Below are 12,994 nucleotides of genomic sequence, written 5' to 3' on the forward strand. Positions count from 1 at the left end.
ACAACGTGTCTACTGCCCACCCCTTCAGCGCTCTGCGCTGATCAGTGCGGCCGCCGCGGCGACGGGTCAGCCGTCGAGCGAGGTCATCACGTGCTTGATGCGGGTGTAGTCCTCGAAGCCGTAGGCGGAGAGGTCCTTGCCGTAGCCGGACTTCTTGAAGCCGCCGTGGGGCATCTCGGCGACGAGCGGGATGTGGGTGTTGATCCACACGCAGCCGAAGTCGAGGTTCTTGGACATGCGCATCGCGCGGCCGTGGTCCTTGGTCCACACGGAGGAGGCGAGGGCGAACTCGACGCCGTTCGCGTACTCCAGGGCCTGGGCCTCGTCCGTGAAGGACTGCACGGTGATGACGGGGCCGAAGACCTCGTTCTGGATGATCTCGTCGTCCTGCTTCAGGCCGGAGACCACGGTCGGCGCGTAGAAGTAGCCCTTCTCGCCGACCTGGTGGCCGCCCGCCTCGACCTTGGCGTGGGCCGGGAGGCGGTCGATGAAGCCCGCGACCTGCTTGAGCTGGTTCGGGTTGTTCAGCGGGCCGTACAGCACGTCCTCGTCGTCCGGCTGGCCGGTCTTGGTGTCCGAGGCGGCCTTGGCGAGCGCGGACACGAACTCGTCGTGGATCGACTCGTGCACCAGCACGCGGGTGGCGGCGGTGCAGTCCTGGCCGGCGTTGAAGTAGCCCGCGACCGCGATGTCCTCGACGGCCTTGGCGATGTCGGCGTCCTGGAAGACCACGACCGGGGCCTTGCCGCCCAGCTCCAGGTGAACGCGCTTGACGTCCTTGGAGGCGCTCTCGGCGACCTGCATGCCGGCGCGCACCGAGCCGGTGATGGAGGCCATCGCCGGGGTGGAGTGCTCGACCATGGCCTTGCCGGTCTCGCGGTCACCGCAGATGACGTTGAAGACGCCCTTGGGCAGGACCGAGTCGATGATCTCGGCCATCAGCACGGTGGAGGCCGGGGTGGTGTCCGAGGGCTTGAGCACCACGGTGTTGCCCGCGGCGATGGCCGGGGCGAACTTCCACACGGCCATCATCATCGGGTAGTTCCACGGCGCGACCTGGGCGCAGACGCCGACCGGCTCGCGGCGGATGATCGAGGTCATCCCCTCCATGTACTCGCCGGCCGAGCGGCCTTCGAGCAGACGGGCGGCACCCGCGAAGAAGCGGATCTGGTCCACCATCGGCGGCAGCTCCTCGCTGGCCGTGAGGCCCAGCGGCTTGCCGGTGTTCTCCGACTCGGCGGCGACGAGCTCGTCCGCGCGCGCCTCGAAGGCGTCCGCGATCTTCAGCAGGGCCTTCTGGCGCTCCGCGGGGGTCGTGTCCCGCCACCCCGGGAAGGCGGCCGCGGCGGCGGCCATGGCCGCGTCCACGTCGGCCTGGCCGGACAGGGGTGCGGTGGCGTACGCCTCGCCGGTGGCGGGGTTGACCACCTCGGTGGTCCGCCCGTCGGCGGCGTCCTTGAACTCCCCGCCGATGTAGTTGCGCAGACGACGCAGTTCGGTGGTCACTACAGCCACTCTCCTGATCACATGTCCAACGATTGAGACGATTCCCCAAGCCTAACGCCTCCGACGACGCTTTCGACAGAGCCGGACACCACCAACTACGAAATCCGTGCAATCGGAGACGCTGGACAACGAAATACATCGGTTACGGCTTGCGGAACAGACGACTCCTCGTGCACAGTGAGGACGTGGCCAGTCGAAGCGCAGATTCCAGGAACAGACAACCGTCCCCTTCGGTCGATGCTGTGTCCCTGGCGATCATCGAGCAACTGCAGGAGGACGGACGCCGTCCCTACGCAGCTATCGGCAAGGCCGTCGGCCTGTCCGAGGCAGCAGTGCGCCAGCGCGTACAGAAGCTGCTCGACCAGGGCGTCATGCAGATCGTCGCCGTCACCGACCCGCTCACCGTGGGTCTTCGGCGCCAGGCCATGGTCGGCATCAACGTCGAGGGAGACCTCGACCCGGTGGCCGACGCACTGACCTCAATGGCCGAGTGCGAGTACGTGGTCATGACCGCGGGCTCGTTCGACCTGATGGTGGAGATCGTCTGCGAGGACGACGACCACCTGCTGGAGACGATCAACAAGAAGATCCGCGCGCTCCCCGGCGTGCGATCAACCGAAAGCTTCGTTTACCTGAAGCTGAAGAAGCAGACCTACATGTGGGGAACTCGATAGCCCGTGAGCCAGGACCTCTCCAAGACCGCGTACGACCACCTGTGGATGCACTTCACCCGCATGTCGTCGTACGAGAACTCCCCCGTCCCCACCATCGTGCGGGGTGAGGGCACCTACATCTTCGACGACAAGGGCAAGCGCTACCTGGACGGTCTCGCCGGACTGTTCGTGGTCAACGCCGGTCACGGCCGCAAGGAACTGGCCGAGGTCGCCTACAAGCAGGCGCAGGAACTCGCGTTCTTCCCCATCTGGTCGTACGCGCACCCCAAGGCCGTCGAGCTCGCCGAGCGCCTCGCCCACTACGCCCCCGGCGACCTGAACAAGGTCTTCTTCACCACCGGTGGCGGCGAGGCCGTCGAGACCGCCTGGAAGCTCGCCAAGCAGTACTTCAAGCTCCAGGGCAAGCACACCAAGTACAAGGTCATCTCCCGCGCGGTGGCCTACCACGGCACCCCGCAGGGCGCCCTGTCCATCACCGGCCTGCCGGCCCTGAAGGCCCCCTTCGAGCCGCTGGTCCCCGGCGCGCACAAGGTGCCGAACACCAACATCTACCGCGCCCCGATCTACGGCGACGACCCCGAGGCCTTCGGCCGCTGGTGCGCCGACCAGATCGAGCAGGAGATCCTGTTCGAGGGCGCCGACACCGTCGCCGCCGTCTTCCTGGAGCCGGTGCAGAACGCCGGCGGCTGCTTCCCGCCGCCGCCCGGGTACTTCCAGCGGGTCCGCGAGATCTGCGACGAGTACGACGTGCTGCTCGTCTCCGACGAGACGATCTGCGCCTTCGGCCGCCTCGGCACGATGTTCGCCTGTGACAAGTTCGACTACGTGCCGGACATGATCACCTGCGCCAAGGGCATGACCTCGGGCTACTCCCCGATCGGTGCCTGCATCATCTCGGACCGCCTCGCGGAGCCGTTCTACAAGGGTGACAACACCTTCCTGCACGGCTACACCTTCGGCGGCCACCCGGTCTCCTCGGCGGTCGCGCTGGCGAACCTCGACATCTTCGACAAGGAAGGCCTCAACCAGCACGTGCTGGACAACGAGGGCGCCTTCCTCAAGACGCTGCAGAAGCTGCACGACCTGCCGATCGTCGGCGACGTCCGCGGCAACGGCTACTTCTACGGCATCGAGCTCGTCAAGGACAAGGTCACCAAGGAGTCCTTCACGGACGAGGAGACCGAGCGCGTGCTCTACGGCTTCCTCTCCAAGGCGCTCTTCGAGAACGGCCTGTACTGCCGCGCCGACGACCGTGGCGACCCGGTCATCCAGCTGGCCCCGCCGCTGACCGCGGACCAGGGCACCTTCGACGAGATCGAAGGCATCCTGCGCTCGGTGCTCACCGAGGCGTGGACCAAGCTGTAAATAGTCCGAACCACACGGCCCGGATCACCCGTTCGAGTGAGAACGCGGGGGTCCGGGCCGTGTGCTGTCACCGTCCGGGACGTTCATCTCTTTACATCTCATTGCGGCGCCAGTGACCGAACGGGCTCCGCTTCGTTCCCCCGGACGGAGGTGTACGCCATGGTGGCTCCGGCAGACAATGATGTGCTCTGGGCACGGTCCCTGCACTACTCCCACAGCGGTTCACCCGGCCTCATCGGCGTCTCCGCCGGCGTCCGCCAGGGCGAGATCCTGGCACTGACGGGCCCGCGCGGCAGCGGCAAGACCACCCTCCTGCGCTGCATGGCCGGACAGCTGGTGCCGGAACAGGGCGAGGTCTGCTTCAACGGCGTCCCCGTGCACACCCTGGGCGCGCTGGCCCGCGAACGGCTGCGCCGCGACCGCTTCGGCTGGATCGGCCCCGAGCCGCAGCTGCTGCCCGAGCTCAAGGTGTGGGAGAACGCCGCCCTGCCGCTGCTGATCTCCGGCGTCCCGCACCGCGCCGCCCGGCACGCCGCCTGCGAATGGCTGGACCGCCTCGACATCGGCGCCTTCGCCCGCAAGCGCCCCGGAGCCCTGAGCCGCGCCGAGTCCCAGCGCGTCGCCCTGGCCCGGGCGCTGGTCAACGAACCCGCGGTGATCTTCGCCGACGAGCCGACGGCCCCGCTGCACCGCACCGAGCGCGCGCTGCTGCTGCGCACCCTGACCACGGCGGCCCGCTCGCACGAGATCACCGTGCTCCTTGCCACCCACGACGAGGAGACCGCGGCCGTCGCCGACCGCCGGATCGCGCTGCTCGACGGCCGTCCGGCCCCCGCGGGCCCCGCGTCGCCCCTCACCACGGAGGACCAGGACGCGTGCTCGCTCTCCGCCTAGTCCGCGGCTCCCGGCCGCTGGTCCAGCTCCGCCGGCTGCTGGTCGCCGTCGCCTCCGCCGGAGCCGGTTTCCTGCTGCTGTACGTCCTCGCGGGGGCCATGGCCCGGCCCGCCGGATCGTTCCCGCAGCTGCTGTGGGCGCTGGTCCCGCTCGCCGCCGCCGTCCAGTTCGCCGTCGCCGTGGCGAAGACCGACCCGGCGACCCGGCCCCGCGAGGGGATGGACGCGGCCGGTCTGGGGCCCGTACGGCTCACCCTGGTCGCGGCGATCTCCACCGCCGTCTCCTGCACCCTCGGCAGCGCCCTCGCCCTGGCCGCCTTCCTGCACCTGCGGGGCGACCTCACCGGGCTGCCCTTCGACGGAGCCGGCGCCGAGCTGCTGCACGCCGAACAGCCGCTGCCGGTGGCGGCCGCCCTCACCCTGCTGGCCCTGGTCCCCCTGTCCGCCTCGGCGGCGACCGCCCTCGCCCTGCGCCCCCGACCGCCGCACTCCGGGCTGTCCCCGCAGACCGGAGTGCCCTGGGGCGTCGCCCTCGCCGCCTCCGGGCTGGCCGTCGAGGCCTACGCCGGGCGGGACGGCGCCGCGGTGCCGGCCGGCTGGGCCGTGATCGCCGTGGGGCTCGCCCTCGCCGGGCCGGGGCTGGCCTTCGCCTGCGGGACGCTGGTGCAGGCCGTCCGCCCGGGCGCCCTGCGACTGCTGGCCGGGCGGGCCCTCCAGGAGGAGGCGCCCCGGCTGGGCCGTCCCCTCGGCGTGCTGTGCGCCGTCGGGGCCGCCGCGCTCACCGCCGTGGCCCTGCGCGAACAGGGCGGCTTCCCCCCTCCGCTCGGCCCGCTGACCGCTCCGGCCGCCGCCCTCGTGGCGGGGTGCGCGGCTGCGACTCTGCTCACATCCGCGGTGGAGTCCCGGCAGGCCCGCTCCGCCTCCCGGGAGACCCTGGCCGGCCTTGGAACTCCGGGGGCGGTGCTGCGTACGGCGGCCACTTTGCGGGCCTGCGCGCTGGTGGCCGTGTGCGTCCCGCTCAGCTGGGGTGTGGCACAACTGACGTCGCTGGCATTGACCCGCTGACGCGAGCAGCCCTTAGTGTGGGCCGAATGGTCAACGCAGACATCGAGATCGAGACGCTCGCCGAATTCGACCAGGTCGCCGCCCGGGGTTCCCTCAGCGGCTACCGGATCCAGTCGGTCAACCTGCTGGAGCGGACCTTCGCGCTGCTGTCCGCCGACACCTCCGCCGCCGTGTTCCTGGGCTGCGCGATGGAGCCCGACGCCTCGATGAAGGTCCGCGCGGACGGCGCCCTGGTCTTCCCGCCGGTGCCGGACCTGCCGTTCAACCCGTACCGGGGGCTGCTGTACACGGCCGAGGAGCTGTTCACCGGCCTGCTCGAGGGCTACGAGAGCACCCCTGACGCCCAGGCGTACGCCTGGTTCCAGGAGACCAAGGCCGACGGCGACATCTACGCCTCGATGCTGCGCTCCATCCACGACGACGCCGTCTCCGACGCCCTCGACGAGCACCTCGCCGGTGCCCGGGTGGTCGGGGTGATGGGCGGCCACGCGATGGTCCGCGGCGGCGCGGCCTACGGCGGCGCGGCGGAGCTGGGCCGGACCCTGGCCCGGTCCGGGCTGACCGTGGCCACCGGCGGCGGCCCGGGCGCGATGGAGGCGGCCAACCTCGGCGCCTACCTGGCCCCGGCTCCCGACGAGGCCCTCGCCGAGGCGCTGGAGCTGCTGGCCAAGGCCCCCTCCTTCACCCCCTCGGTCTCCGACTGGGCGCGGGCGGCCTTCACCGTGCGCGAGCGCTGGCCCGCGGGCGGCGACTCGGTGGGGATCCCGACCTGGTTCTACGGGCACGAGCCGCCGAACCCCTTCGCCGGGCACATCGCCAAGTACTTCGCGAACGCCACCCGCGAGGACGGGCTGCTGGCCCGGTGCAACGCGGGCGTGGTGTTCCTGCCGGGTGCGGCGGGCACGGCGCAGGAGATCTTCGACAACGCAACGCCGAACTACTACGGGTCGCGCGGCGAGCCGACCCCGATGGTCCTGGTCGACCGCGCCCACTGGACCGAGCACCTGCCGGCCTGGCCGCTGCTCCAGGCACTGGCGCGCGGCCGTGCGATGGAGTCCCGGATCGCCCTGGTCGACTCGGTGGAAGAGGTCCCGGCGGCACTCGCCGCAATGCGCTGAACCGGCGAGGCAACTTCCCGGCCGATTCAGACGTCTGGAAGAGGTACCGCAAAACCTGCCAGACGTGAACGGAGCCCTCTGTGCTCATAGGCCTGCTGACCGCCATCGCGGCGTCCATCTGCTACGGCACGGGATCAGTCCTGCAAGCCGTCGGCTCGCGCCGGGCGGCCCGCACGACCCCGGCCGCGGCCGGGGTGACCGCCCACGGCGGACCGAACCTGTCCTCGACCGCGAAGGCGGCGATGACCTGGGAGTTCATCGTCGGCACGATCCTGGACTTCGTGGGCTTCGGCCTGGGCGCGCTCGCGGCCCGGCTCCTTCCGCTGTTCCTCTCCCAGACGGTGATCAGCGCCAACCTGGTGATCACCGCCGTGCTCAGCGTGAAGATGCTGGGCATCCGCCTGACGCGCAAGGAATGGACGTCCATCGGGGTCGTCTGCGCCGCGCTGGTGCTGCTGGCGACGGCCGCGGGACACGAGGGGGGCCACCACGCGCCCATGGCCACCCACTGGTGGCTGCTCGGGGTCACCCTGCTGATCATCGTGGGCGGCACGGTGGCCGTACGGTTCCTCGGCGCGCGGGCCGCGATCCTGGCGGGCCTGCTGTCGGGCCTGGCCTTCGGCGCCCTGGGCGTCGGGGTCCGGATCCTGAACGGGGTCGACCCGCTCTCCCTCCCGGACCTGCTGTCCGACCCGGCCCTCTACGCGATCCTGGTGGCGGGCTTCGGCGGCATGTACCTGCACACGGTGGCCCTGCAGATCGGCTCCGTGAACGGGGCCACGGCCGCGCTGGTGGTGGGCGAGACGGTGCTGCCGGGCGCGATCGGCGTCCTGTGGCTGGGCGACGCCTCCCGCCCGGGCCTGGCCTGGCTGGCGGTCCTCGGCTTCGTCCTGGCCGTCGCGGGCGCCGTGGCGGTGGCCTGGTACGGCAACCACGACGCGGCCGAGGCCCCGTCGCAAACCCCGGAGCCGGTCCCGGCGGGCAACGCCCACTGAGGCCGCCAGGCCGCGCCCGCTGACGCCGTCGGGCCGCGCCCGCGTCCCGGGCGCGGCCGGCGGCTACGCCCCGTCCGGCAGGACGACCACCTCGGACGGGGTGAACGACACCGCGATCCGGTCCCCCACGGCCGGCGCCCCCGTCAGCCCGCACTCGGCCTCCAGCACCGGCCCCGACTCCGGCCGCAGCAGCAGCGCCACGTGCGTGCCCCGGAAGGTCCGGGCCTCCACGACGCAGCGCAGCCCCTCGGCCACCAGCACCACCCCGGCGGGCCGGACCAGCAGCTGCCGCTCCCCCTCCGGCGAGCCGGGCGGAACCGGCACCTTGCCCCAGGGGGTCGCCGCGGCGCCGCCCGAAACGCTCGCCCGGACCACGTTCTCGAAGCCGAGGAAGCGGGCCACGAACTCCGAGGCCGGCCGCTGCCAGACCTCCAGCGGGGTCCCGGCCTGCGCGATCCGCCCGTCCCGCATCACCACGACCCGGTCGGCCAGCGCGAAGGCCTCGCCCTGGTCGTGGGTGACGGCCAGCACGGTGGTGCCCAGCCGGGAGAACAGCCCCTGGAGCTCGACCACCAGCCGCTCGCGCAGCCCCCGGTCCAGCTGCCCCAGCGGCTCGTCCAGCATCAGCAGCCGGGGCGAGGGCGCCAGCGCCCGGGCCAGGGCCACCCGCTGCTGCTCACCGCCGGACAGCGAGGCCACCGCCCTGCCCTGGGCCCCGGGGAGCCCGACCAGCTCCAGCAGCTCCGCGACCTGGCCCTCGTACGACTCCCGCGAAGAGCCGCGCATCCGCAGCCCGAAGGCGACGTTGCCGCCGACGTCCCGGTGCGGGAAGAGCTGGTGGTCCTGGAACATCAGGCCCACCCCCCGGCGGTGCACCGGCACCCCGGCCTGGTCCGCGCCGCCCAGCAGCACCCGCCCGGCCGAGACCGGCTGGAGCCCGGCGACGACCCGCAGCAGCGTGGACTTCCCGCTCCCGCTCGGCCCGAGCACGCACACGATCTCGTGCTCGGCGACCGCCAGGTCCACGGCGTCCACGACGGCCCGCTCGCCGAAGCGGACCGACACCCCGTCCAGACGGAGCAGCGTCATCAGAACTCTCCCGAGGTCTTGTCGGGTCGCAGCCGCTCCAGCACCAGCAGGGACACCGCGCACACCAGCATCAAAATCGTGCTCAGGGCCATCGCCTGCCCGTAGTTCAGCTCACCGGCCCGCCCCAGCAGCCGCGCCACGGCGACCGGCAGCGTGGGACGGTCCGGCCGCGCGATGAAGACGGTCGCGCCGAACTCCCCGAGCGAGACGGCGAAGGCGAAACCGGCCGCGATCAGCAGCGCCCGCCGCACCAGCGGCAGGTCCACCTCGCGCCAGGCCCGCAGCGGGGACGCCCCGAGGACGGCGGCCGCCTCCCGCAGCCGGCCGTCGACCGCGCGCAGCACCGGCAGCATGGTCCGTACGACGAACGGCACGCCGACCAGCGCCTGCGCCAGCGGCACCAGGATCCACGAGGTCCGCAGGTCCAGCGGCGGCTCGTCCAGGGTGATCAGGAACCCGAAGCCCACCGTCACGGCGGACACCCCCAGCGGCAGCATCAGCAGCGCGTCGAAGCCCCGTACGAAGTGCCCCCCGCGCCGGGTCAGCGCGGCGGCGGCGAGCCCCCCGATGAACAGGGCGATGGCAGTGGCCGCCAGCGCGTACTGCAGGGAGTTCCAGATGGCCTCCAGCGGCGGCACCAGGAACGTTCCGCCGCCCGAGCCGGCGTCCTGCAGGGCCCGGTAGAAGTCGAAGCCGTACCCGCCGGGCGCGTCGAAGGACCGTTCCACCAGCACGCCCAGCGGCAGCACGATCAGCAGCGCCACGGTCAGCAGCACCCCGCCCAGCAGGCCGCGCTGCGCCCAGCCGCGCGGCCGGTGCGCGGTCCGCGCGGGGTCCACGAGCCGCAGCGCGGTCTCCCGCCTGCGCACGGTCCGGGCGTGCACGGCCAGGATCAGCCCGACGGCGGCGAACTGCACCATGGTCAGCACCGCGGCCGTCGGCAGGTCGAGGAGCTGCGCGGTCTGCCGGTAGACCTCCACCTCCAGGGTGGAGTACGAGGGCCCGCCCAGGATCTGCACGACGCCGAAGGAGGTGAACGTGAACAGGAACACCATCAGCGAGGCGGCGGCCACCGCCGGCCCGAGCGCGGGCAGCGTCACCCGCCGCCAGGCCGCGAACCGCCCGGCGCCCAGCACCCGGGCCGCCTCCTCCTGCCGCGGGTCGAGCTGTGCCCAGAGCCCGCCGACCGTCCGTACGACGACGGCGTAGTTGAAGAAGACGTGCGCCAGCAGGATCGCCCACACGGTGGTGTCGAGGCGGACGCCCCACAGCTCGTCCAGCAGTCCGTTCCGCCCGACGAGTGCCAGGAAGGCGGTGCCGACCACCACGGTCGGCAGCACGAACGGGACCGTGACCACCGCCCGCAGCAGCTGCTTGCCGGGGAACTCGAAGCGCGCGAAGACGTACGCGCCGGGGAGCGCGATCAGCAGCGTGAGCGCCGTGGACGCGAGCGCCTGCCACGTCGTGAACCACAGCACGCCGGCGATGTCGGGCCGGGCCAGCACCTCGCCGATCCGGCCGAACTGCCAGCCGGCGTCGGTCTTGAGCCCGCGCCCGACGATCGCGGCGACGGGATAGGCGAAGAACAGCCCGAAGAAGGCGAGCGGGACGGCCATCAGGCCCAGCCTGACGACCATGGCCCGCACGCCCTCCCCCGGGGTGTCGCGTGCTACTTCACGACGAGCGAGGACCATGCCTTGACCCACTGCTCACGGTTCTTGGCGATGGTCTCCGGCGCGACGTTCTCGGGCTTCTCGACCACCACACCGTGCTTCGTGAACACCTCGGGCAGCGCCGCGTCCTTGACGACGGGGTTCACGAACATCTGGAGCGGCATGTCCTCCTGGAACTTCTTGCTGATCAGGAAGTCGACGAGTGCCTTGCCGCCCTCCTCGTTCTTGGCGCCCTTCAGCAGGCCCGCGAACTCGATCTGGCGGAAGCAGGTACCGGTGGCGACGCCCGTGGGGGCCTCGGCCGGCTGGGGCTCGCCGTACAGGACCTCGACCGGCGGGCTGGAGGCGTAGGAGACGACCAGCGGGCGGTCGCCCTTGGCCTTCTTGCCGCCCGCGGAGCCGGAGAAGCGCTCGTTGTAGGCCTGCTCCCAGCCGTCGACGACCTCGACGCCGTTGGCCTTGAGCTTGCTCCAGTAGTCCTTCCAGCCGTCCTCCCCGTACTTGCCGACGGAGGCGAGGAGGAAGCCGAGGCCGGGCGAGGAGGTCGCGGCGTTCTCGGTGACCAGGAGGTTCTTGTACTCCGGCTTGACCAGGTCGTCCAGCGTCTGCGGCGGGGCGATCTTCTTGTCGGCGAAGTACTGCTTGTCGTAGTTGACGCAGATGTCACCGGAGTCGACGGGGGTGACCCGGTGCTCCTTGTCCAGCACGAACTCGGGCTTCACCCCGGCCAGGCCCTTGGCCTCGTACGGGGTGAAGATGCCGTTGTCGAGGGCGCGCGACAGGAGCGTGTTGTCCACGCCGAAGAAGACGTCGCCGCGCGGGGAGCCCTTGGTGAGGATCTCCTGGTTGAGGGCGGCGCCCGCGTCCCCGGACTTCAGCACCTTGACCGTGTAGCCGCTCTGCTGCTCGAACTCCTTGAGGACCGCCTCGGTCACGTTGAAGGAGTCGTGGGAGACGAGGGTGACGGTCTTGGACTTCGGGGCGTCACTGGCGCCCGCGGCCTTGTCCTTCGCGTCGCCGCCGCCGCAGGCGCTCAGTGTCGTGACGCCGAGGGCGGCCGCGAGCGCGATGCCCGCGTACTTCTTGGTGGTGCTCACTGGTGATTCCTCCTGGGATGACCAGGAGAAGACGCGGCCCTGCCCGGCGCTCATTGCGAGCGGCCGCCGGGCAGGGCGCAACAGCTTGAGTGGTGACCGAACTTCCTACCCCGAATGACCGGGGCGAGGTTCAGAGGGTCTGCGGTGACGGACCGCACTCTCAGCGCTGTGGCGCTCCCCTGTCGGAATATGAAATTTGGTTCGGCCACAGGGTACCCCGTGGCCGAATGTGATCGGCTGGGACCGGATTCAGCGCTCCGAGGCGGCCAGCTGGCCGCACGCGCCGTCGATCTCCTGGCCCCGGGTGTCCCGTACGGTCACCGGGACGCCGTGGCGGGCGATCGCCTCGACGAAGGCCTTCTCGTCCTCGGGCCGCGAGGCGGTCCACTTCGAGCCCGGGGTCGGGTTCAGCGGGATCAGGTTGACGTGCACACGCTTGCCCTTGAGGAGCTTGCCGAGCAGGTCACCACGCCAGGCCTGGTCGTTGATGTCGCGGATCAGGGCGTACTCGATGGAGATCCGGCGGCCGGACTTCTCCGCGTACTCCCAGGCCGCGCCGAGCACCTCGCGGACGTTCCAGCGGGTGTTCACCGGCACCAGGGTGTCGCGCAGCTCGTCGTCCGGCGCGTGCAGCGAGACGGCGAGACGGCACTTGAAGCCCTCGTCGGCGAACCGCAGCATCGCCGGAACCAGGCCGACGGTGGAGACGGTGATACCGCGCTGGGACAGGCCGAGGCCGTCGGGCTCCGGGTCGGTCAGCCGGCGGATGGCACCGACGACGCGGTTGTAGTTGGCCAGCGGCTCGCCCATGCCCATGAAGACGATGTTGGAGAGCCGGGCCGGGCCGCCGGGGACCTCGCCGTCGCGCAGCGCGCGCATGCCGTCCACGATCTGGTGCACGATCTCGGCGGTGGACAGGTTGCGGTCCAGCCCCGCCTGGCCGGTGGCGCAGAACGGACAGTTCATCCCGCAGCCCGCCTGCGAGGAGATGCACATGGTGACCCGGTCGGGGTAGCGCATCAGCACGGACTCGACGAGCGTGCCGTCGTGCAGCTTCCACAGGGTCTTGCGGGTGGTGTCGTCGTCGCACGAGATGTGCCGGACGACGTTCATCAGCTCCGGCAGCAGCTCCTGCTGGAGCTTCTCGCGCGAGCCGGCGGGGATGTCGGTCCACTCCGCCGGGTCGTGCGCGTACCGGGCGAAGTAGTGCTGCGAGAGCTGCTTGGCCCTGAACGGCTTCTCACCGATCGCGGCGACCGCCTCGCGGCGCTCGGCCGGGGTCATGTCGGCGAGGTGCCGGGGCGGCTTCTTCGCTCCGCGAGGGGCGACGAAAGTGAGCTCTCCCGGAACAGGGCGGGCCATGGCAGGTACTCCTTGTAAGACGAAAGGCGCGCCGCAGAAGCAGCGCGCCTTTCAAGAGTAACCGCCTGGACCCACCCGAGGCCTTCGGACGTACGTCGCACCGGCTCGGCCGGGTTCCGCCGGTGAACCGCCCGCGGGCCGGCAGCCCCGGCGGGCG

The 12,994-nt window shown here is 71.4% G+C and carries 11 protein-coding genes; 6 read left to right on the top strand and 5 right to left on the bottom strand.

Annotation, left to right across the window (positions count from 1 at the left end; genetic code table 11):
• Positions 1-66 precede the first annotated feature (66 nt).
• On the bottom strand, positions 67-1,506 hold the full coding sequence (locus tag ACZ4TG_RS13820; protein WP_468162187.1) for a gamma-aminobutyraldehyde dehydrogenase: 1,440 nt from the start codon (positions 1,504-1,506) through the stop codon (positions 67-69).
• Positions 1,507-1,676: 170 nt separating this feature from the next.
• On the opposite strand from ACZ4TG_RS13820, the gene ACZ4TG_RS13825 reads away from it, so the two are divergent.
• The 6 genes from ACZ4TG_RS13825 to ACZ4TG_RS13850 all read left to right on the top strand — a co-directional run bounded on the left by ACZ4TG_RS13825 (position 1,677) and on the right by ACZ4TG_RS13850 (position 7,616).
• Positions 1,677-2,180, top strand: a complete 504-nt coding sequence (locus ACZ4TG_RS13825; RefSeq protein WP_468162188.1) for an Lrp/AsnC family transcriptional regulator — start codon at positions 1,677-1,679, stop codon at positions 2,178-2,180.
• Positions 2,181-2,183: 3 nt separating this feature from the next.
• Positions 2,184-3,545 carry an aspartate aminotransferase family protein gene (locus ACZ4TG_RS13830; protein WP_468162189.1) on the top strand — a complete coding sequence of 454 codons (1,362 nt, stop codon included), beginning with the start codon at positions 2,184-2,186 and terminating at the stop codon, positions 3,543-3,545.
• A 150-nt stretch (positions 3,546-3,695) separates the two neighbouring features.
• Positions 3,696-4,439, top strand: coding sequence for an ABC transporter ATP-binding protein (locus ACZ4TG_RS13835; RefSeq protein WP_468162190.1), 744 nt, complete (start codon positions 3,696-3,698; stop codon positions 4,437-4,439).
• The gene (locus ACZ4TG_RS13840) at positions 4,421-5,503 is read left to right on the top strand and encodes a hypothetical protein (protein ID WP_468162191.1); all 1,083 of its coding nucleotides are present in this window, start codon (positions 4,421-4,423) and stop codon (positions 5,501-5,503) included. Before ACZ4TG_RS13835 ends, ACZ4TG_RS13840 begins: the two co-directional genes overlap by 19 nt.
• Before the next feature lie 26 nt (positions 5,504-5,529).
• Positions 5,530-6,621 carry an LOG family protein gene (locus ACZ4TG_RS13845; RefSeq protein WP_468162192.1) on the top strand — a complete coding sequence of 364 codons (1,092 nt, stop codon included), beginning with the start codon at positions 5,530-5,532 and terminating at the stop codon, positions 6,619-6,621.
• A gap of 80 nt (positions 6,622-6,701) precedes the next feature.
• Entirely contained in the window at positions 6,702-7,616 is a 915-nt protein-coding gene (locus tag ACZ4TG_RS13850) for a DMT family protein (RefSeq protein ID WP_468162193.1), read from the top strand.
• A 63-nt stretch (positions 7,617-7,679) separates the two neighbouring features.
• Here ACZ4TG_RS13850 and ACZ4TG_RS13855 read toward each other — a convergent pair whose 3' ends face one another.
• The 4 genes from ACZ4TG_RS13855 to rlmN form a co-directional block, all read right to left on the bottom strand.
• Positions 7,680-8,705, bottom strand: coding sequence for an ABC transporter ATP-binding protein (locus ACZ4TG_RS13855; protein WP_468162194.1), 1,026 nt, complete (start codon positions 8,703-8,705; stop codon positions 7,680-7,682).
• Positions 8,705-10,321 (bottom strand): ABC transporter permease, encoded by a 1,617-nt coding sequence (locus ACZ4TG_RS13860; RefSeq protein WP_468162696.1) that lies wholly within the window; start codon positions 10,319-10,321, stop codon positions 8,705-8,707. Before ACZ4TG_RS13860 ends, ACZ4TG_RS13855 begins: the two co-directional genes overlap by 1 nt.
• Positions 10,322-10,374: 53 nt before the next feature.
• The gene (locus tag ACZ4TG_RS13865) at positions 10,375-11,475 is read right to left on the bottom strand and encodes a thiamine ABC transporter substrate-binding protein (protein WP_468162195.1); all 1,101 of its coding nucleotides are present in this window, start codon (positions 11,473-11,475) and stop codon (positions 10,375-10,377) included.
• A gap of 249 nt (positions 11,476-11,724) precedes the next feature.
• Entirely contained in the window at positions 11,725-12,837 is a 1,113-nt protein-coding gene (gene rlmN / locus ACZ4TG_RS13870) for a dual-specificity RNA methyltransferase RlmN (RefSeq protein ID WP_468162196.1), read from the bottom strand.
• Between the last annotated feature and the right edge of the window lie 157 nt (positions 12,838-12,994).

This window comes from Streptomyces sp. NPDC028314 (genome assembly GCF_055565795.1).